Annotated in this window: 15 protein-coding genes; 7 read left to right on the top strand and 8 right to left on the bottom strand. The window is 70.9% G+C overall.

The annotated features are described in order from the left end of the window. Window positions 1–270: 270 nt before the first annotated feature. Window positions 271–1,569: a sensor histidine kinase gene (locus tag ACIN94_RS09210; protein ID WP_400703029.1), complete on the bottom strand. Its 1,299-nt coding sequence runs from the start codon at window positions 1,567–1,569 to the stop codon at window positions 271–273. A gap of 80 nt (window positions 1,570–1,649) precedes the next feature. Beyond that, window positions 1,650–2,303, bottom strand: a complete 654-nt coding sequence (locus tag ACIN94_RS09205; RefSeq protein ID WP_400701907.1) for a response regulator transcription factor — start codon at window positions 2,301–2,303, stop codon at window positions 1,650–1,652. Between the two features lie 213 nt (window positions 2,304–2,516). Here ACIN94_RS09205 and ACIN94_RS09200 point away from each other — a divergent pair, with 213 nt between their 5' ends. Then, window positions 2,517–2,675, top strand: coding sequence for a hypothetical protein (locus ACIN94_RS09200; RefSeq protein ID WP_400701904.1), 159 nt, complete (start codon window positions 2,517–2,519; stop codon window positions 2,673–2,675). Window positions 2,676–2,807: 132 nt separating this feature from the next. On the opposite strand, the gene ACIN94_RS09195 is transcribed toward ACIN94_RS09200, so the two are convergent. Continuing rightward, a complete protein-coding gene (locus tag ACIN94_RS09195; protein WP_400701901.1) occupies window positions 2,808–3,629 on the bottom strand; it encodes an inositol monophosphatase family protein in 822 nt (273 codons plus the stop codon). Window positions 3,630–3,688: 59 nt separating this feature from the next. Further along, a complete protein-coding gene (locus ACIN94_RS09190) occupies window positions 3,689–5,668 on the bottom strand; it encodes a S9 family peptidase (protein ID WP_400701898.1) in 1,980 nt (659 codons plus the stop codon). Between the two features lie 113 nt (window positions 5,669–5,781). Between ACIN94_RS09190 and ACIN94_RS09185 the strand changes: the two genes are divergently transcribed. Continuing rightward, window positions 5,782–6,771: a ferrochelatase gene (locus ACIN94_RS09185; protein WP_400701895.1), complete on the top strand. Its 990-nt coding sequence runs from the start codon at window positions 5,782–5,784 to the stop codon at window positions 6,769–6,771. Here ACIN94_RS09185 and ACIN94_RS09180 read toward each other — a convergent pair. After that, window positions 6,762–7,997, bottom strand: a complete 1,236-nt coding sequence (locus ACIN94_RS09180; protein WP_400701892.1) for a lytic transglycosylase domain-containing protein — start codon at window positions 7,995–7,997, stop codon at window positions 6,762–6,764. The two genes, ACIN94_RS09185 and ACIN94_RS09180, sit on opposite strands and share 10 nt — an antisense overlap. A 127-nt stretch (window positions 7,998–8,124) precedes the next feature. On the opposite strand from ACIN94_RS09180, the gene ACIN94_RS09175 reads away from it, so the two are divergent. From ACIN94_RS09175 to sepH, 3 genes are all read left to right on the top strand, one after another. Then, window positions 8,125–9,321, top strand: coding sequence for an MFS transporter (locus tag ACIN94_RS09175; RefSeq protein WP_400701889.1), 1,197 nt, complete (start codon window positions 8,125–8,127; stop codon window positions 9,319–9,321). A gap of 36 nt (window positions 9,322–9,357) precedes the next feature. After that, the gene (locus ACIN94_RS09170; protein ID WP_400703026.1) at window positions 9,358–10,674 is read left to right on the top strand and encodes a D-arabinono-1,4-lactone oxidase; all 1,317 of its coding nucleotides are present in this window, start codon (window positions 9,358–9,360) and stop codon (window positions 10,672–10,674) included. A 508-nt stretch (window positions 10,675–11,182) separates the two neighbouring features. Next, entirely contained in the window at window positions 11,183–12,724 is a 1,542-nt protein-coding gene (gene sepH, locus ACIN94_RS09165; RefSeq protein ID WP_400701886.1) for a septation protein SepH, read from the top strand. 72 nt (window positions 12,725–12,796) lie between these two features. Here the strand turns inward: sepH and ACIN94_RS09160 are convergent, their stop codons facing one another. Both ACIN94_RS09160 and ACIN94_RS09155 read right to left on the bottom strand, forming a co-directional pair. Further along, window positions 12,797–14,440 (bottom strand): PH domain-containing protein, encoded by a 1,644-nt coding sequence (locus ACIN94_RS09160; RefSeq protein ID WP_400701883.1) that lies wholly within the window; start codon window positions 14,438–14,440, stop codon window positions 12,797–12,799. After that, a complete protein-coding gene (locus ACIN94_RS09155) occupies window positions 14,437–14,940 on the bottom strand; it encodes a PH domain-containing protein (protein WP_400703023.1) in 504 nt (167 codons plus the stop codon). Before ACIN94_RS09155 ends, ACIN94_RS09160 begins: the two co-directional genes overlap by 4 nt. Before the next feature lie 254 nt (window positions 14,941–15,194). Here ACIN94_RS09155 and ACIN94_RS09150 point away from each other — a divergent pair, with 254 nt between their 5' ends. Together ACIN94_RS09150 and ACIN94_RS09145 are read left to right on the top strand one after the other, a co-directional pair. After that, window positions 15,195–16,163: an ATP-binding cassette domain-containing protein gene (locus tag ACIN94_RS09150; RefSeq protein ID WP_400701880.1), complete on the top strand. Its 969-nt coding sequence runs from the start codon at window positions 15,195–15,197 to the stop codon at window positions 16,161–16,163. Next, window positions 16,160–16,966 (top strand): ABC transporter permease, encoded by an 807-nt coding sequence (locus ACIN94_RS09145; RefSeq protein WP_400701877.1) that lies wholly within the window; start codon window positions 16,160–16,162, stop codon window positions 16,964–16,966. The genes ACIN94_RS09150 and ACIN94_RS09145 overlap by 4 nt, the downstream gene beginning before the upstream one ends. 44 nt (window positions 16,967–17,010) lie before the next feature. Here ACIN94_RS09145 and ACIN94_RS09140 read toward each other — a convergent pair whose 3' ends face one another. Then, complete coding sequence (locus ACIN94_RS09140) at window positions 17,011–20,346, bottom strand: AfsR/SARP family transcriptional regulator (RefSeq protein ID WP_400701874.1); 3,336 nt, start codon at window positions 20,344–20,346, stop codon at window positions 17,011–17,013. Window positions 20,347–20,363 lie beyond the last annotated feature (17 nt).

Here is a 20,363-nt window from a genome sequence, read left to right as displayed (position 1 = left end):
GTCTGCTCCATCCCCCTCATCTATCTGTCTGCGCCGGCTCGCGCGTGTGTAACGTCCGAGAGGCCCAACTTGTGCCCAATCCGACAGAGAGATTCCTGCTTCGGTACCCTGCCGGAATGGTTGCTGAACCTCCCCACACGTGAGGGACCCGCCGCCAATAGGCATGGTTAGCCAAATATGGCGTAAACCACAGCATTGGCGACATGAACCACCGTGTTCGACGGCACATCCAACCACATGTACGGCGTGAACGAGACGCCCCCCGCCGGATCAACGTGATCGGAGTCTCACCGTCACCACGAGACCTCCGCCGTCCCTGGGGATGGCGGACACATTGCCCCCGTGAGCGCGCACGACCGCACGGACGATGGACAGCCCGAGACCCGCCCCCTTGGCCGATTCGACCCGGTCGGCGTTGAGCCGCCGAAACGGCTCGAACAGGCTGTTCACCTCGTACGCGGGCACGTGCGGCCCCGTGTTGGCCACCTGAACAACCAAGGCCCCCTCCACCATTCCCGTGCGCACCCACAGACGTCCGGATTCGGGGAGGTTGTGCTTTATCGCGTTCTCCACGAGGTTGGCCACGCAGCGCTCCAGCAGGACGGGATCGCCTTCTGTTTCGGCACTCTGGAGTTCGGTGATCATGGTGACCCCGGCCTCCTCGGCACGCGAGGCGAGCTGGTCGACAGCGGTCTCGGCGACGTCCTTCATGTCCACCGGTTTGCGCACACTCAGCTCGCGCTCGCTGCGGGCGAGCAGCAGCAGACCCTCGATAAGCTGCTCGTTACGGGCGTTGACCTCCAGGAGGGTACGGCCCAGCGCCTTGAGATCCGCCGACGCCTCGGGGTCTCCCAGGGCGATCTCCAGGACCGTCCGATTGATCGTCAAAGGGGTCCGGAGCTCGTGTGAGGCGTTGGCCACGAATCTTCGCTGTGTGTCGAACGCCACATTGAGCCTGGTCAACATGGCGTCGAAGGTGTCGGCCAGCTCTTTGAGCTCGTCGTTGGGCCCCTTGAGGTCGATCCGCTCGTGGGCGAGCGTGGTACCGGAGAGCTTGCGGGCCGTCGTGGTCATCTGCTGGATCGGCTTGAGCGCCCGGTCGGCGACGAGGTAGCCGATGATTATCGCCAGGATGCCCACACCCGCCAGCGCCAGCAGCGAGCGGCTGAGCAGGGCGTTACGCGCCCCGTCTATCGCGAGATGCCGGAACCAGATCCACTCCTCCTGGAACTTCTGCTGGTAGGCGATCGGCGCGTCCGTCAGCGTGACAGACGGCCATGCCCCGTTGATGGCCGAATCGATGATCATGTAGATCACGAACAGGAGCAGCATTCCGGCGATGAAGAACAGCACGCCGTAGGTGATGGTGAGCCGCCACCGGATGCTGACCCGGTCGAGGGTCGCCTTCACCCGGTCGAGGACCGTGAACTGCACCGGAGGGGCGACCATCGGAGGTGGGCCATCCCATACCGGCGGCCCGGTCGGCGGAGGCTGGGCCGCCCCCGGCGGGGAGGCGAAAACGGGCCTCTCGCCCTTCCTGGCCTCCCTGTCGGAGCGCGGGCTGGTCATGGGGTGGGTGGGCACGGACCCGCGCGACTCACCCGCCGGAACGGCGCCGCGCCGTTCCTCTCCCCCGTTCTCTGGAACACTCACAACTTGTATCCGACCCCGGGCACTGTCTCGATCACCTGAGGCTCGCCCAGCTTCTTCCTCAGGGTCATCATGGTGACGCGCACCACGTTGGTGAACGGGTCGATGTTCTCGTCCCATGCCTTGTCCAGCAGGTCCTCCTGGCTGACGACGGCGCCCTCGGCCCGCATCAGCTCCTCAAGGACCGCGAACTCCTTCTTGGTGAGCGCGATCTCCTGGCCGTCCCTGGTGACCAGCCGCTTGCCCGGGTCGAGGCGGACCCCGGCCCGCTCCAGCACCGGCGGCAGCGCCGGGGCCGAGCGGCGCCCGAGCGCCCGTACCCTCGCGACAAGCTCGATGAACACGAAGGGCTTGGCCAGGTAGTCGTCGGCACCCAGCCCCAGCCCCTCCACCTTGTCGTCGACGTCACCGGACGCGGTCAACATCAGGATCCGCGACGCGGTCCGGTCGGCCACCAGGCGGCGGCAGACCTCGTCCCCGTGGACCTTGGGCAGGTCACGGTCCAGGACGATCACGTCGTAGTCGATGTAGCCGGTCCGTTCCAGCGCGCTGGCACCGTCGTAGGCCACGTCCACAGCCATGGCCTCACGCCGGAGCCCGGTCGCGATCGCATCGGCGAGCACCCGCTCGTCCTCAACCACAAGCACCCGCACGGCCTCTGATACCTCCTGTGGAATATGGAAAGATCCGCTGAACGGCTAATCATTGTCGGCACACTCCCCGTAAGCCGGCGGTAAGGCCGGTGTCACGATCGCCACAGTCCGTGATGTGCGACACATACAGGTTTAGCCGATAGGCGTTCCTGGGTACAGCCGGTCCCAGCCCCAGTCAGCCATACCTTCAGTCCCCGTTAGAAAGAAGGTGAGATGGGCGAGTTCACCACCACGATCGAACACCGCCTCGACCAGGCATACAAGAACCTGCAGGAGGCCAGGTCCAGCGGCGATGACTACCTCGCCGACACCTTCACCGCCGAGATCGAGGATCTCCGCCGTCTGGCCACAGACAACGGCGTCCCCATCTAGCGTCGATGTGAAAGAGCCCCCCGGTGACCCACCGGGGGGCTTTTCATGTGTCAGGCGTGATGACGCCCCAGGCCCGCGATGCGGGCGTGCCACTCTTCAGCTGTCGCGCCTCAGCTCTTCAGCTGCTGCGCCTCAGGCGTCGCGCTCCGGGTTCAACGGCACCAGAAGCTCGTGCAACTCCTCGAACAGGCCCGGCGCCGCGCAGAGCGTGAACTCCGGGTTGGGCGGCCTGCCGTTCAGGCCGCCGATCCTGGCCCCGGCCTCGGTGGCGACGAGACCACCTGCCGCGTAGTCCCAGGGCTGCGGGCCCCGCTCGTAGTAGCCGTCCACCCGGCCGGCCGCCACCGAACACAGGTCCGCCGCCGCCGAACCGGCCCGGCGGATGTCACGCACGCGCGGCACCACGTGGGTGAGCACCTCCGCCTGGACCTTCCGCCGCCCGACCTCGTAGCCGAACCCGGTGGCGATCAGTGCCCGGTTCAGCGGCACGCCGGTGTTGCAGCGCAGCCGCTCCCCGGCCAGCCACGCGCCCTCGCCCCTGGCCGCGGTGAAGACCTCGCCGCGGGGCACCACGTTGACCACGCCCGCGACCACCTCGCCGTCGACTTCGACCGCGATGCTGACCGCCCAGTCGGGCAGGCCGTACAGGAAGTTGACCGTCCCGTCGATCGGGTCCACGATCCAGCGGATCCGGCCGCCGCCGGTCGAGCCACCCTCCTCACCGAGGATCGCGTCGTCCGGTCTGACCGCCTTGATCCTGGCGCGGATCAGCTCCTCCGACGCCTTGTCCAGCGCGGTCACCACGTCGGTGGGGCTGGACTTGGTGGCCAGCACCTCGGGCCGGGCCGGCCGTTTGGCCAGGAGCATCTCCCCGGCCTCCCGGGCGATCTCCTCAGCCAGCCGGGCGAAGGTCCCCGCACTCTCCGCTGTCACGGTCCCCCTTCCCTTTCTCATCGTTTCACAGGTCGCTCCGGTGGCCCTGCCGGGTTCACTGGAAAGGTGTCCGGCCCGGCTCAGGAGAGCGACTCCGGCCGCTTCCACTCCCGCCCGAGAACGTGCTGGGCCAGGAAGGCCAGAACCGTCTCGTACCAGACGACGACGTTGCCCGGCTTGAGCACCCAGTGGTTCTCGTCCGGGAAGTACAGGAACTTCGACTCCACGCCCGAACGCTGCAGGTCCCACCAGAGACGCAGCCCCTCGCCGATCGGCACCCGGTAGTCCTTGTCCCCGTGGATGACCAGCATCGGCGTGGAGATCTCCGACAGTGACAGGTGCGGGGAGAGCGTGCTGTACAGCTCGCCGCCGACCGGGCCGAACTCGCGCTGCCAGTACATCGGCGCGTCGGTGGTGCCGGCGAACTGGTCCATGTGCCAGAGCGAGGCGTGGGTGACGATCGCCTTGAACCGGTCGGTGTGCCCGGCGATCCAGTTGGCCATGTAGCCGCCGAACGAGCCGCCCATGGCCGCGGTCCTGGTGGCGTCGACCTCGGGCAGCTCCAGCGCGGCATCGGTGATCGACATCAGGTCGGCGTGGGTGCGCGGGCCCCAGTCGGCCCATCCCCGCCGGATCATCTCTGGCCCGTAACCGGTGGACAGGCACGGGTCGGGCATCAGTACGGCGTAGCCCTGCTGGGCCATGATCCACGGGTTCCACCGCCAGGACCAGTCGTTCCAGCTCGACAGCGGGCCGCCGTGGATCCAGAGCAGGAACGGCGCCGGGTTCTCCGCCGAGGCCCCCTCGGGCAGCACCAGCCAGCCCCGGACCGTCACGCCGTCGTCGGTGGTCGCGGTGACCTCGGTCAGGGTGCCGGGCAGCTCCAGCTCGGGCGCCGGAGAGGCCAGCGCCTCGACCGTGCCATCGCCGGTGACTCGGACCGGTCCCGCGGGGCTGTCGACGGCGCTGCGCAGCGCGTAGACGGTGCCGCCGGGCGCGACGTTGAGCGAGAGGTAGGCGGCGTCGTCGGGGGTGAGCCGTACCGGCTCGGAGCCGTCAGCCGGGACCTGGAAGATCGGACGGCGTCCGTGGTGGTCGGCGACCACGTACAGCGACCGCGAGTCGGGCGCCCAGGCGATGTCCGCCGGCCACAGCTCGCCGCCGGCGGCGTGCCCCTCGCCGGTGGTCAGGTCCACGATCCACAGGGTGGGCTCGGGGATGCTGTCGACGGTGGCCTGGTTGCCGCGCACGCACGCGACCAGGCGCCCGTCGGGAGAGATCTTCACCGGGCCGTCGAAGTCGTAGCCGTCCTGCTCGGCCAGGACCCGCTGGGCTCCGGCATCGGCCGTCTCGATCGCCACCAGCCGGTAGCGGAGGTCACCGGCCGGCAACGGCACCGCCCAGGTCGTCACGACCGTCCCCCCGTCGGGGGTCACGTCGTAGGAGGCCTCGGTCAGCGCCTTGCCCGGCTGCGGGGTGAGGTCCCTGACCTCGGTCAGCCGGTCGTCGCCGAGGGTCCCGGCGAACAGCCGGGGCTCACCGGGGCCGAGGTCGTGGTCCCAGTAGCGCACCAGGGAGCTCTCGTGCAGGATCGCGCTGATCCCGCCCTCCTTGCGGGCCTTGCGCCGCTCGTTCTCGGTGGCCTCGTCACCGGGCAGGACGTCGGAGCCGAAGACCACGCTCCGGCCGCCGGTCGCGAACCCCGCCACGCCACCCGGCCTGGAGGCGATCTGCCTGGCCTCGCCGCCGGCCGCGGGCAGCAGCCAGAGCGCCGGGACCTCCTCGTCGGCGTCCTTGACGGTCGGATCAGGCCGTCGCGAGCCGAAGAGCAGGTCGCCCTCGGCGGTGAACTCCGCCCCGGCCTCACCCTTGACGGAGCGGGTCAGCCGGTACGGCCGGCCTCCGTCGAGAGGGATCTCCCACAGGGAGGTTCCGTAGGACTTGCCGTCGGGGTTCAGCGCCTGCACCACGCTGACCAGACGGGTTCCGTCAGGGGAGAGACGCAGGGACGCCACTCGCGGCAGGCCGACATAGTCACGAATGTCGTTGAAAGGGGTCATGATCCGAACCTACATCGGACATCGTCGCCAGTCTCATGTCCAATCGGAAGCCTCCAGCGAAAATCATCTGTGCCTTGCTCGGAGACGTCCCGGCATGCGGTTTGATGAATGCCATGGGGACTTACGACGCGTTGCTCGTCGTCTCGTTCGGGGGGCCGGAGAAGCCTGACGACGTGATGCCGTTTCTGGAGAACGTCGTGCGGGGCCGGGAGATCCCGCGTGAGCGGCTGCTGGAGGTCGAGGCGCACTACCAGCGCTTCGGCGGGATGAGCCCGATCAACCAGCAGTGCCGTGACCTGATCGCGGCGGTCCGGCCGACCGTCGACCTGCCGGTCTACTGGGGGAACCGCAACTGGCACCCCTACCTGGAGGACACGCTCCGCCAGATGGCCGCCGACGGAGTGCGCAGAGCGGCGGCCTTCGTCACCGCCGCCTACAGCTCCTACTCGGCCTGCCGGCAGTACATCGACGACATCGTGCTGGCCAGAGTCGCGGTGGAGGGTGCCCCGGAGGTCGTCAAACTCCGGCACTACTTCGACCACCCCGGCTTCGTCGCGGCCATGGTGGACCACACCCGCCAGGCCCTGGCGGAACTACCGGCCGAGCACAGGGACGCCGCGCGCCTGGTCTTCACCGCGCACAGCATCCCGGTCTCGATGGCCGACACCGCCGGGCCGCGCGGCGGAGCGTACGAGGCGCAGCTGCGCCGGGCGGCCTCGCTGGTCACCGCCGAGCTGGGCGGCGACCGGCGGTGGGACCTGGTCTGGCAGAGCCGCAGCGGCGCCCCGCACATCCCCTGGCTGGAGCCCGACGTCTGCGACCACCTGCGGGAGATCGACGCCTCCGCGGTGGTGCTGGTGCCGATCGGATTCGTCTCCGACCACATGGAGGTCGTCTACGACCTCGACGTGGAGGCCGCGGAGGTGGCCAGGGAGATCGGCCTGCCGCTGGCCAGGGCCGCCACCGCGGGCACCCACCCCCGGTTCGTCTCGATGATCGGCGAGTTGCTGGCCGAACCGGAGCCGGTCGCCTGCGAGGCCACCTGCTGCCCCGCCCCTCCCCGCCGCCCGGCCCGGCCGTCAGGGGCGAGCCGTCACGGGTAGGCCCGGGCGTAGGCCTGGGCGATGGACATGACCTTGCTGACATACGACCAGGAGTGGTTGTAGAACCAGATGGCCTTCTCCAGCTTCTTGCCGCCCTGCCCCGCACCGTTGGCGCACAGGTAGGTGGCCGCCGAGGGGACGGCGTCGTACGGGCTCCAGATGTCAGCGACGCCATCACCGTCTCCGTCCACGCCATAGGCCTTCCAGGTGGCGGGCATGAACTGCATCGGCCCCTGGGCGCCCGCCGAGGACGGCCCGTTGTTCCGCCCGTGCGAGCTCTCCACCTGGCCGATCGCGGCCAGCACCGTCCAGGACAGGCCCGGGCAGGCCACCGCGGACCTGCGGTACAGCTCCAGGTAGCTGCCGGGCCGCCCGACCGCCACCTGCCGAACCGCACGCGTCTCCTTACCGGTGACGGTCCCGTCGGTGGCCGGATTCCCGGTGGCGGCCTCGTTGACGGTCGGCTTCTTCACGGCGGCGCCAGCCGTACGGCCCGCGCCCACCGTGACCACCTGGGCGCCCGAGCTCAGCAGCTTGCGTACCCGGGCGTTCAGGGCCGCCACGGCCTTCTCCGGCCCGTTCACCAGCAGCGCCACGCCCGGCCGCAGCCCGAGCCGCCGCCCGGTCTCCGTGCTCACCAGGCCGTCCACGCCGGGCAGGCCGAACGAGGCGGAGGCCGCGACCCGGAGCCGGGGGCCGCCGTCGACCTGGTAGTCCGAGCCGAGGACCAGCCCGAAGCGGCGCACCGCCGAACTATCGGCGACGAACCCCCCGTCGGCCAGCGCGCTCCAGACACCGGGCTGCTCGGCCACGGCCTTCGGCGCCCAGGCGCGGAACCGGGCCGGATCGACCGCGAGCAGGTTGAGCCCGACCCCGGACACCCTGACCGAACCTCCGTCGAAGGAGTCGATCTTCTCCACATATTTGAGCCGGGAGATGTCCTCCTTGGTCTGCTCGGGCAGCGTCGCCTGGGCGACGACCAGCAGCCGGGGCGGGGTGAGGGTGATCTCGGGGCCGCCGGTGTTCAGGGGCGCCGGGGCCGGTCCGGCAGCCGGAGGGCCGGACCTCGGGGTGAGCGCGGCCAGGTCCCGGACGTCAGCCTCGGCGGCGGCCGTGAGGGAGCCGGTGGGGCGGGTGGCGACGAACACCGCGCCGACGACGAGCGCGAGCGCGGCCACGACGACAAGGATCGTGACAAAAGCCCACAACCGGGGAAGAGGCGACACCGCGCTCACGTTAGCTCCAACAGGTCACGGTGTGTGCCGTTGCCGGGAAAACAGCTTGCCGAGCAGCAGTTTGATACGAAATCGTCGGTACGATCTGCACCTGGAACGCGCGAGGGGGGGACTGCCGGTGGTCGGGCCGTACCGGGGGCTGTTCAGCATGCCCGGCGTCAAGGCTTTCGTCATCGCCGGATTCATCGGACGGATGCCGATGTCGATGCTCGGCATCGGCATCATCCTGCTCATCGAGACCCTTACCGGCTCCTACGCCATGGCAGGCGCGGTCGCGGCCACCGTCAACATTTCCTACGCCGTCGCCGCTCCCCTGACGGGGCGTCTGGTGGACAGGTTCGGCCAGGCCAGGGTAATCGTCCCGCTCACCCTGACGCAGGGCGCCGCGCTGACGGGCCTGATGCTCTGCGCGGAGTTCCGGGCGCCCGTGTGGGCCCTGTTCGCCACCGGCGTCGCGACCGGCGCGAGCGCGGTGTCGCTCGGCTCGCTCGTGCGGGCCCGCTGGTCACATCTGCTGGCCGGATCGGCCAAGCTACACGCGGCGTTCTCCTTCGAGTCGGTCGCCGACGAGGTCGTCTTCGTCGCCGGGCCCGCGCTGGTCACCGCTCTGGCCACCATGGTCAACCCCTACGCCGGCCTGATCGTCGCCCTGGTCTGCACGGTCTCGGGCACCCTCGCCTTCGCGATGCAACGCGGAACCGAACCACCGGTCCGCCGGAGTGACAGGCACTCCGGCAGCCCGATCACCATCCCCGGCGTCGCCCTGCTGTCGTGCGTCTTCCTGGCGATGGGTGCGGTCTTCGGCTCGCTGGATCTGATCACGGTGGCATTCGCCGACGAGCACGGCACCAAGGCCGCCGCCGGGCTGCTGCTCGCCGCCGTCGCGAGCGGGAGCCTGGTCTCCGGTCTCTGGTACGGCGCGCGACAGTGGAAGATCTCGCTGCGCAGCCGGTTCGTCCGCGCCCTCGGGGTGTTCGCGGCCGGGCTGATCCCGATCACCCTGATCGGCGACGTCAGGGTGATGGCCCCGGCGCTGTTCCTCGCCGGGCTGGCCATCTCCCCGACGATCATCACCGGTTACACGCTGATCGAGCGGCTGGTCCCGGCCCACCTGCTCAACGAGGGCATGTCATGGGTCTCCACCGCGATCGGGTTCGGCGTGGCGCTCGGCGCCTGGGCGGGCGGCCGCCTCACCGACACGTTCGGCGCCTCCAACGCCTACGGGTTCTCCGTCGCCTGCGCCATGATCGCCGTGGTCATCGGTGTCGGTGGTTCCGCCTGGCTGCGGACCCCTGTTCTCCAGCAACAATCATGAGTATCGTTCACACTCGCGGACGGAGCGAGGGTGAGTATGAGCGAGGTCTTCCGCAACTGGGCCGGGAACCAGTCCGCCACTCCGGCGGAGGTCCGCACGCCCTCCTCGACGGAGGAGGTGGCGCGGGCCGTACGGGATGTCGGCGCCTCGGGACGCCGGGTGCGCATGGTCGGCACCGGGCACTCCTTCACCGGGATCGCGCTGACCGACGGCCTGCTGCTGCGGCCGGACGCGCTGACGGGGATCCTCGAAACGGGTGACGGCTGGGTGACGGCGGCGGCCGGGACACCCCTCGACGTGCTCAACGAGGAACTCGGCCGGATGGGTCTGGCCCTGGCGAACATGGGCGACATCGCCACCCAGACGCTGGCCGGAGCCATCCAGACCGGCACCCACGGCACCGGAGGAAAGGTCGGCGGACTGGCCGACCAGGTGATCGGGCTGGAGCTGGTGCTCGCCGACGGCGAAGTCGTCACGGTGTCCGGTGACGGCACGGGGAACATCCGCGAGGGGGTGAGTGAGCGGGACCTGTTCGACGCGGCCCGCGTCGGCCTGGGCGCCCTCGGCGTGGTGACCGCCGTGACCCTCCGGGTGGAGCCGGCGTTCCTGCTGCGCAGCACCCGGCAGCCCATGACGCTGAGCGGGATCCTCGACTCGCTCGACGAGCTCACCGCCGGCAACGAGCACCTGGACTTCTTCTGGCTGCCGCACACCGACACCTGCCTGACCAAGCGGAACAACCGGAGCGCCGGACCGGCCGACCCCCCGAGCCCGTTCCGGCACTGGCTGGACAACAGGTTTCTGGAGAACACCCTTTTCGGCGCGGTGTGCGAGGTCGGCCGACGATTCCCGGGCGCCATCCCCCGGCTCAGTTCGATCTCCGCGGCGGCGCTGTCGACCTCCACCCACACCGACACCTCCTACAAGATCTTCACGACCGTGCGGGACGTGCGGTTCCTGGAGATGGAGTACGCCGTCCCGCGCGAGCACCTCGGCCAGGCCCTCCGCGAGACCCGCGACCTCGTGGAACGGCGGGGCTGGAAGATCAGCTTCCCAGTCGAGGTGCGGGTCACCCCGGCGAGCGGCGCGTGGCTGTCCACCGCCTACGGCAGGGACTCGGCCTACGTCGCCTGCCACACCTACCGGCCGACGCCGAACCCGGCCTACTTCGAGGGCGTCGAGGAGATCATGACCAGACTGGGCGGGCGCCCGCACTGGGGCAAGCTCCACACCCGCGACGCGGCCTACCTGGCCACGGTCTATCCCCGGTTCGCCGACTTCCAGGCACTGCGGGACCGGCTGGACCCGCGGCGGATGTTCGCCAACGACTATCTGGACACCGTCCTGGGCTGACCCGCCCTCCGGTCTTCACCGCTTCCCTGAATCGGCTCCTGGTCACAAGGTTCCGGTAAAGGGGTGAGCAAAGCCTCCCACGGAGAAAGACACGTCGGCGTGTCTGCCGTTGCTGTGACGTGCGCGGCAGGCAGATTCGCAGACGCCCCGCGCCGCTCAACCCCGAGGGAGTCCGCCGGAGATGACCTTCTCCCGCCGTTCAGACCCGCCGCCACTCCGCCCGGAGACCGGCAGGCCGATCTCATCGCCGTCTTTCGGCTCTTGGCCCAAGTCCACAACGGCGCCCGGAGTTATTCGGGAGAATCCGTCGAGGACCCTGAACGTGCTGCTCCATACCGGTGCCCGATAACAGATGAATGGAGCAAATGTGACCGGCGTCACATCGCTGCGAGCCCCATCCAGGAAGGCGATGTTCGGACATGCCGGGTACGGTGCTGGCAGGCAACCGGCACACGCGAGAGACTCAAGGGTCCGGGGGAAGATTGAGCACGACGACGAAGGGACTCGCATGCAGGAGCTCCGACTCGTCGCGGTGAGTGAGGACGGGACCTATCTCGTGCTGGCGACAGCCGGCCGGGGGACCCGGTTCACGCTGCCCGTCGACGACCGGCTCCGTGCTGCCGTCCGCGGCAACTTCTCCCGTCTCGGCCAGTACGAGATCGAAGTGGAGAGTCCGTTGCGCCCCAAGGAGATCCAGGCCCGGATCCGTGCCGGCGAGACCGCGGAGGAGATCGCCGCCACGGCGGGCATCCCGGTCGAGCGGGTGCGGTGGTTCGAGGGCCCCGTGCTCCAGGAACGTGAGTACATGGCTCAGCAGGCGCAGCGCTGCGCCGTGCGGCTGCCGGGCGACTCCGCTCCCGGTCCCACCCTCGGCGACCTGGTCGCCGAGCGGCTGACCCGTCGCGGCGTGCCCGCCGACGAGATCGACTGGGATTCCGCCAAACGGGACGACAACCTGTGGCGGATCAAGCTCGGTTTCGTCTGGAACGGTCACAGCCGCAACGCCGAGTGGATCTTCGATCCGCGCCGGCGCCACATCACGCCCCACGACGATGAGGCCATGCGCCTGTCCGCCGGCGAATACGTCGAGCCGGTCGAGGACTCCATCGTCACGCCCTTCGTGCCGCGCGTGACCAAGCTCGCTCCGGTGCCGCCGCTGGTGTCCGAGCCGCTGAACCAGCCGCCGGTGTCGTTCCCCTCGGTGGTACGCAGCGAGCCGCCACCCCCGGCGGCCCCGCCCAAGCCCGCCTACGCCCAGCCCGAGCCCCCGGCGGCCTACGCCCGGCCCGAAGCTCCGGCCGCCTACGAGCAGCCGCCGATGCCGCCGCTCCCACCTGGATACGAGCCGCCGAGGTCCTCGGTGCCGCCGCTGCGCGCCCCGGACCAGCCCGGATATGGGCCGGTCAGGACACCCGAGCCGGTCAGGACACCCGAGCCCGCACCCGCCGCCGTCATCGCGTGGGAGCCGGTCAGCGCACCCGAGCCCGCACCCGTCACCGCGGAGGAACCGGCCGAAGCCGTCATCACCGGCCCCGCACCCGGACCCGCCGCACCCGGACCCGTCACCGCGGAGGAGCCGGCCGAAGCCGTCATCACCGAATCCGGACCCACCGCCGTCACCCAGGTCGCCGAGACTCCAGAGGCACCCGAGACCGCTCCCGCCGCCGAGGCCACGCCTGAGCCGACCGGACCCGAGCCCGTCCGGGAGCAGCCACCCGCTTCCGGGCCGGAGTCCACACGCGAGGTACAGGAGCCCCCCGCCCCCGGACCCGTGGTCGAGGCGGCACCGGCCCAGGATGCCTCGATAGCCGTGCCCGCGGCACGTGTCAGCGGGGACGAGCGGGCTCCCGCGGCCGAACCGGTCAAGGAGAGCACGCGGCAGGCGGACACGGCGGCGGTACGGAAGGCGGACGTCGACAAGCCTCCGGCGGAGAAACCCGCGGAGCCGCCGAAACCGGCACCGGCACGGCCCGCGAAGAAGGCCCGGGGACGGCGCGCCTCGGTGCCGACCTGGGATGAGATCATGTTCGGCGCTCGCCGCCAGGACTGACCGCACACCCCGGCGGAGCGGGGGCGACCGGGAGACACCGGTCGCCCCCGCTCCGCCGTACAGAGCCGGAGATCAGGGCCGTCCGGCGGAGTGGGGCGCGACGAACGGGGCCAGCCAGCCGGGGGTCACCTCGGCGGCGAAGGCCACCCCCTCGGCCTCGCCGACGTCGATCGCCTCGTAACCGCCGGTGCCCGCGCCCACCCCGACGACCACGGTCAGCAGACCGGCACGCCGCTGGAACCAGGTCTGTCTCAGAGTCCAGCCGACCACGGCCCGCTCCTCCACCACGGCCTGAGAGCGGCGCAGCGATCCCGACCGGACCGACAGTCGGGCCCCGTCGTAGGTGTGGCCGAGAGACCGGTAGCGGTCCAGGCCGAGCGGGACGCCCAGCACCGCGAGGAGCAGAGCCGGCACCGCGAGCCCCCACCAGAGCGGTGACCAGGCCGTGGCCGCCGCCACGGCGCAGACGGTGGTCACCAGCCACGGGAAGACCGCCCGGAACAGCCGGCGCCTGCGCGCTGCCATCGGGTGCGCGCGCAGCCCGGTGGCGATCGGGCCGATCGCCTCACCCACCACGTCGAGCACGATGGCGCGGGGCGCCACGGGCATCAGCTGGCCCCGGGTCTCGGAGTCGCCAAGACCCGTCACGATCGCCCACGCGCGGGCGAACCCCGCACCGCGCTCGGCCGGCCCTTCGACCAGTTCGAACCCGCGCACCCTGCGACGCTCCAGCGACACGCTCCGGCGCGTGATCAGACCCCGCTCCGCGACAAGGTAGCCCTCCCTGCCACGCAGGGTGAAGTCCCAGTTGAACACGGCATACATGATCATTCCGACGACCGGCATGGCGAGCACCAGCAGCACCAGTGCGACGACGAGGAGGGCCGGGTGCCCCCAGAGCCACTCCCCCGCGCTCACCACGGTCCGTCTGTCGGCACCGAACTCCGAGCCCCACTGGAACAGCAGGCCCACGGCACCGGCCACCAGCGCGAACGGGGTCAGCAGGTAGGCCCCCGACAGGGGGCCGTAGGCAAGCCACCTGCGCGGCGCCACGGAGAACACCCGCTCAGGGGTCGTCTCGCCGATCTCGTGGCGGACCACCGGAGGAGCCGCGGTTCCCGCCGGCGCGCCGGAGGCGGCGGGCGGATCGGCGGACGGGCCGCCCACCGGCACCGTGGGACCCGGCGCACCTGCCGCCTCCTGCGCCTGGGCGCGCCGGGCTGTCCGGGCCCGGGCATGCCAGAGCAGCACGGCCTTGAGCCGTTCCGCCTCCTCGACGGTCACCCCGTCGAGCTCGCCCTCCTGCTTGTCGCCGGCCGCCCCGGTGTCGATCCTGAGCACGGCGATGCCGAGCACCCGGTGCAGAGGCGGGTTGTTGACGTCGACGCCGCGGATACGCTCCAGCGGAATCGTCCGCACCGACCTGCTGACCAGCGCTCTGGTGAGCTCCAGCCTGTCGCCGACGATCTTGTAGGTGAAGGTGGCCCAGCGGATCGCGGAGTAGAGGACCGAGCCGACCAGACCGAAGGCCGCCCACCCGAACGAACTCGGCGAGAACCCACCGAGGAACAGAACACCGGCCAGCGGGAGCAGGAGCGAGGGCATCATCCGGATCGGATCCGTCAGCAGCACTTTGGGGCTGAGCCGCAACGCCGGGCTGAATGGCGGCGGCCCATACCCCTGACCGTCGGGCACGGCCTGGGAGGGTTCGGTCACGTCGCGTCGTCCCTCAGCTCTTCGGCCCGCCAGGCGAGCTCCTCGGCCAGGGCCGCGGCGACCCCGTAATCGAGACCCTTGATCGTGGACGATCCCGCGTGAGAGGCGGTGCGGATCTCGACCGTGGCCAGCCCCAGCGCCCGCTCCAGCGTGCCCTGCGCCTTGTCCACCGTCTGGATCCGGCTGACCGGGACGAACGTCCACTGCCTGTCGATCCATCCGGAACGCGCGTAGACGACGTCGCCGCTGAGCTCCCACCGATGTACGGCGTAGCGCCAGAACGGCTCAACGATCGCGGCCGGCACGGTGAGCACCCCCACGAGGACCGGCAGCCACCAGATGTGGTCCACCGCCCAGACGGGCAGCCAGGGCCACCGGTCGCCGTCGATCCACCGGGCCAGGGAGAAGGAGCCGCCGACCAGGATGACCGACCAGAACGCCCCTTCCAGCAGCCACAGCATGACCGCCCTGCGGGACACCGGATTGGCGGGGGGACGCAGCGGGACGTGATCCCGGCGAGGGGACCGCCCGCCGCGCTCGCTCACGCGAGCCGCCACCGCGGTCCCGTCCGTGACCTCGCTGCGCTCCTCGGCTTGATCGCTCACATTGTCAGCCTAAGGGGTCATGTCCGGGCGGGCGGACCCTCATGTCAGCCATCTGTCAGCGGACCCTCCGCCGTGTCAGCCGCCGATCAGGAAAATGTCGGTGGGCCGGTGCACTCTGTTGACGGAATCACTAAGGAGAGGCACTGATCATGCGATATGCCATCCAGGCAGAGGGTCTGGTGAAGCGTTACGGGGAGACCCACGCGCTCGACGGGGTCGATCTCGCCGTGCCTCAGGGGCGCCTGCTCGGCGTGCTGGGTCCGAACGGGGCGGGCAAGACCACCGCCGTACGGATCCTGGCGACGCTGCTCCGCCCCGACGAGGGCACGGCGTCGGTCGGCGGGTTCGACGTGACCGGCCAAGCCCACCAGGTGCGGTCGCTGATCGGCCTCACGGGGCAGTACGCCGGAGTCGACGAGATGCTCACCGGGGTGGAGAACCTGGTGATGATCGGCCGTCTCCTCGGCCTGCCGAGAGCCGAGGCCAGAGCGCGGGCGGCCGAGCTGCTGGAACGGTTCGCCCTCTCGGACGCCGGCGGCCGGGCGGCCAAGACATATTCGGGCGGTATGCGCCGCCGCCTGGACCTGGCGGCGAGCCTGGTCGGGCGGCCACAGGTGCTGTTCCTCGACGAGCCGACCACCGGTCTCGACCCGCGGAGCCGCACCGAGCTGTGGGGCGTCGTGCGCGGCCTGATGGCCGACGGGGTGACGGTCCTGCTCACCACCCAATATCTGGAGGAGGCCGACCAACTCGCCGACGACATCGTGGTGTTCGACCACGGCAGGGTAATCGCCTCGGGCACCTCCGACGAGCTGAAGGCGACCACGGGGGCGCAGGTCCTGGAGGTCCGGCCGCTCCAGGCGGACCACCTCGACCTGGTCGCCCGGGTCGTCACCGACATCACCGGCGAGACCCCCGATCTGACCGGCGGGAAGGCCGTGGCATCCGTGCACGACCCCGCGGTCGTGGCCGCCGTCGTGCGACGGCTCGACGACCTCGGCGTCGTCGCGACCGAGCTGGCGCTGCGCAAGTCCAGCCTCGACGAGGTGTTCCTGGCCATCACCGGCCACCGGGCCGAGGACGAGTCCACCGCGGAGAAGGAAGAGGCGTTCGCATGACGACGATGACAACGGCGATGCCGGTCGTCGCCCGGCGCGTCAGCCCCCTGGCCACGCTGAAGCAGACGATGACCCTGGCCTGGCGCAGCCTGGTCCAGATCAAGCACAACCCGTGGGAGCTCCTCGACCTGAGCATCCAGCCCATCATGTTCCTGCTGCTGTTCACCTACGTGTTCGGCGGCGCGATCTCCGGGTCGACGGGCGAATATCTGCAGTTCGCGCTGCCGGGCCTCCTCGTGCAGAACGCCCTGTTCTACACGCTGTCCACGGCGATCGGCCTGAACACCGACATCACCAAGGGAGTCTTCGACCGGCTCCGGAGCCTGCCCATCGCCCGGACCGCACCGCTGTCGGGGCGGATCATCGCCGACACCGTCAAGCAGGTGTGGGCGTTCGTCCTGCTCGTCGGCTTCGGCATGGTCCTGGGTTTCCGGGTGGAGACCAGCGTGCTCGGCGTGCTGGGCGCGCTGGCGCTGCTGGTGGTGGTCGCCCTGGCCATGTCCTGGATGTCCGTGCTGATCGGGCTCAAGGCATCCAGCCCGGAGAAGGTGCAGATGATCGCCTTTTCGACGATGATGCCGCTGACGTTCACCAGCAGCGCGCTGGTGGATCCGGCCACCTTCCCCGGCTGGCTGAAGACCTGGTCCGACCTCAATCCCGTCAGCCATCTGGCCAACGCCATCCGCGGGCTGCTGGTCGGTGGTGAGGTGTCCGGGTCCGCGCTCATCTCGTTGCTCTGGGCGGCCGGGTTCACCGTGGTCTTCGCCCCGCTGGCGATCCGCGCCTTCCGCGGCCGCGTCTGACCTGTCCGGCCACGGCGCGGCCGGATCCGGCCGTGGAGGAGGCCCTACCGGGAACCGAACGGGGAGTGGGGGTCTCCTCCCCCGCCCGCGACGGCGATGATCTCCTCGCGGGACAGGAGACGGCCGCGCTCGTAACACCGGGAGTATTCCTCCCGGCCGAGCGCGGCCATCGTGCGCTCGGTGATCCGCACGTGGTCGAAGTCGACCACCGCGTCGATGCCCCGGACCGTCGCGGCACCCCCGAGGAGCAGGGCCGCCGTGGCCGGGGCGCCCTCCGACAGCACCAGCCCCGCGGAGCCGATCAGCACGAGGCCGAGCACGGCCACCTCCGCCGACTCCGCCGCCTGCTCCAGCGCGGCGCCGAGCAGCCGTCGGCTGCGGACAAGATCACCCTCCTGCTCTGCCAGCAGGCCCAGCGCCACGTTGACCGAGGCGCGGATCGGCAGCGGAATGCTGGGCGTCTCCTCGACCACCCGCATGGCCTCGGCATAGTAGTGCCTGGCCTCGTTGAGCCTGCCGTCCTCGCGGGCGAAGTCTCCCCGGGCGCTGAGCAGGCTCAGCACGGCGATCCTGTCCCCGTTCCCGATGGCCCTGTTGAGGGTGTCCTCCAAGATCTCCTCCGCCGCCACCCGGTCCCCCGCGAGGTAGAGCCCGAGCGCCAGGCGGGCGCGCATGTAGGCGACCTCGTCGACCGCACCGATCTCCTCCATCAGGGCGATGGCCTCGCGGAGCGTCTCCAGCGCCCGTACGGGCTCGCCGTGGAGGAAGTCCAGCTCCGCCAGCACGGCGAGCGCGTTGGCGATGCCCCAGCGGTCCCCGATCTCCCGGAAACCGCGCAGGGCGGCCGACAGCTCGGCCCTGCCCTCGGCGATACGCCCCGTGAAGAAATGGCCGTGCCCCTCGAACAGCCGCGCCGAGGCGATCACCCACGGGTCGGGATGGGCGAGCATGTCGTCGAGGCAGCGGTCATTGTCCGTGAACACGCCCGTGAACAGCGCGATGACCGGTCCCGCCATCACGACCAGGGGATGCCAGGGCCGGGGCAGTCCCTCACGCGCCAGCCGTACCACCTCGGCCAGCTCTGCCCGCGCGGTGTCGAGCTCGATCCCGGCACCCGTCGCATTGGCCCCGTAGGAGGCGCGGGCCAGGACGAGCGACGCGAGGTCGGCACCGTCTCCCGCCAGTCCGAGCACCTCACGCGCGCGCCGGGCGCCCTCGATCCGGTAGCCGCGCAGCCACCAGTACCACCCCAGGGCGCCGACCATCCGCAGTGCCAGGTCGGGCCTGGCCACCTCGACGGTCCAGCGGAGCGCCGCCGACAGGTTGTCGTGCTCGGCGGCCATCGCGGCGATGACGACGAGTTGCCCGCCACCGCGGAGGCCGGGGTCGGACCTCTCGGCCAGTTCCGTGAAGAACACCGCGTGCGCCAGCCGTACGCGGTCGTGCTCGCCCGCCTCGACCAGCTGTTCAGCCGCGTAGGCGCGGATGGTCTCCAGCATCCGGTAGCGGACGACGGTGTCGTGGCTGTGGGCCACCACCAGCGACTTGTCCACCAGCCGGGCCAGCACGTCGAGCACGTCGGCCCGTTCGAGTCCCTGCCCCGAGCAGATCGCCTCGGCGCAGTCAAGAACGGCGCCTCCCGCGAAGACGGACAGGCGGCGGGCCAGCACCCGCTCCTGCTCGTCCAGCAGGTCCCAGCTCCACCCGACCACCGCGCGGAGCGTCTGGTGGCGGGGCAACGCCGTACGGCTGCCACCGTTCAGCAGGCGGAAACGGTCGTCGAGCCGGTGCGCGATCTGCTCGGCGGAGAGCGAGCGGAGACGGGCGGCCGCGAGCTCGATGGCGAGGGGCATGCCGTCGAGCTCGCGACAGATCCGCACCACCGCGGCGGCCTCCGCCCCGGGCTGGTAACCAGGGCGGACGGCCGCGGCGCGCTCGGTGAACAGGCGCACGGCCGGGTATCCGAGGGCCTCGCCCGGATCGCCGCCATCGGGCGGGAGATCGAGCGGAGGCACCGGCCAGGTCATCTCGCCGGTGATGCCGAGCGGTTCGCGGCTGGTGGCCAGGACGCGCACCCCGGGACACCTCGACAGGATCTGGTCGGCGAGTGCCGCCGCCGCCTCGACCACATGCTCGCAGTTGTCCAGGACGATCAGGAGCCGTTTCCCGGCGAGGCCCGCGACAAGGCGGTCCAGGGGATCACGGGCGGCGGGCACGGGGATCGCCGAGGCCGGGGAGGCCGCAGGAGACGGATCGCGTAGTTCCAGTGCCGAGAACACCGTCTGTGGGACCTGGGATGGCTCGGCCACCGGGGCGAGCTCGACCAGCCACACCCCGTCGGACATCCGGCCGGCGACCGCCTCTGCCGATTCGATCGACAGCCTGGTCTTGCCCGCGCCGCCAGGGCCGAGCAGGGTGACCAGCCGGTGGCCGGCGAGGAGCTCGGCCGTCCGCGCCACGTCGCGTTCCCGGCCGACGAAGCTGGTGATCCTGGCCGGCAGGTTGCTCCGCGGTGGAGCCGCGGGCGGTGAGGCGCTCTCTCCGGGGGTCGGACGGTGCGGGCCGCTCCCGCCGGGTGACGGGCGCGGCGGGCCGCTCTCATCGGGTCGCGGGGACCGTGGACCGTTCTCGGTCCACTCGTGGCGCAGCATGGAGAGGTGGAGAGCGGCCAGCTCGGGCGAGGGATCCGCGCCCAGCTCGTCGGCGAAGACCGCGCGGGCGTCCTCGTAGGAGGCCAGTGCCTCGACCCGGCGGCCCGAGCCGTACAGGGCGCGCATGAGCTGGCCGCGGAGCCGCTCGCGCAGCGGGTGGGCGGCGATCAGCGCGGGCAGCTCCGCGGCCACCTCGGCCTGCCGTCCGAGCAGCAGGTCGGCCTCGACACGGTCCTCGAGGGCGGCCAGCCGGAGCGCGTCCAGCCGGGCGACCGCGGCGGTGACGGTGTGGTCACACGTCAGACCGGCCAGGACGGGCCCACGCCAGAGCGCGAGCGCCGCGTGGAGCGCGACGGCGGCGCCGTCGGGGTCACCCGCCCCGAGGGCCGCGCGGCCCTTGGCCGCCAGCCGGGCGAACCGGTGGGCGTCCACCCGGTCGGGATCGACGGCCAGCCGGTAGCCGGCCGCGCCGATCTCCACCAATCCACGCTGATCGGCCAACACGGCACGTAATCGGGAGACCAGGGCCTGCAACGCGTTTCCCACGGCGTTCGGCGGGCGGTCTCCCCACACCCCGTCGACCAGCCGGTCGACGGGCACCGTCCGGCCCGCGTCGAGAAGCAGCAGGCCGAGGAGGGTGCGCAGGCGCTGTCCCGTGATCTCGACCGCCTCACCGCGGTGGCCGATCTCCAGGGGCCCGAGAATGGCGAAGGTCAATTCCGTGTCCAACCTCACCCCCTCCATGC

It is taken from the genome of Streptosporangium sp. NPDC087985 (assembly GCF_044741965.1).
Lineage (GTDB): Bacteria > Actinomycetota > Actinomycetes > Streptosporangiales > Streptosporangiaceae > Streptosporangium.
The sequence above is the reverse complement of the archived record's forward strand: the minus strand, read 5'-3'. Positions and strand labels throughout refer to the sequence as shown.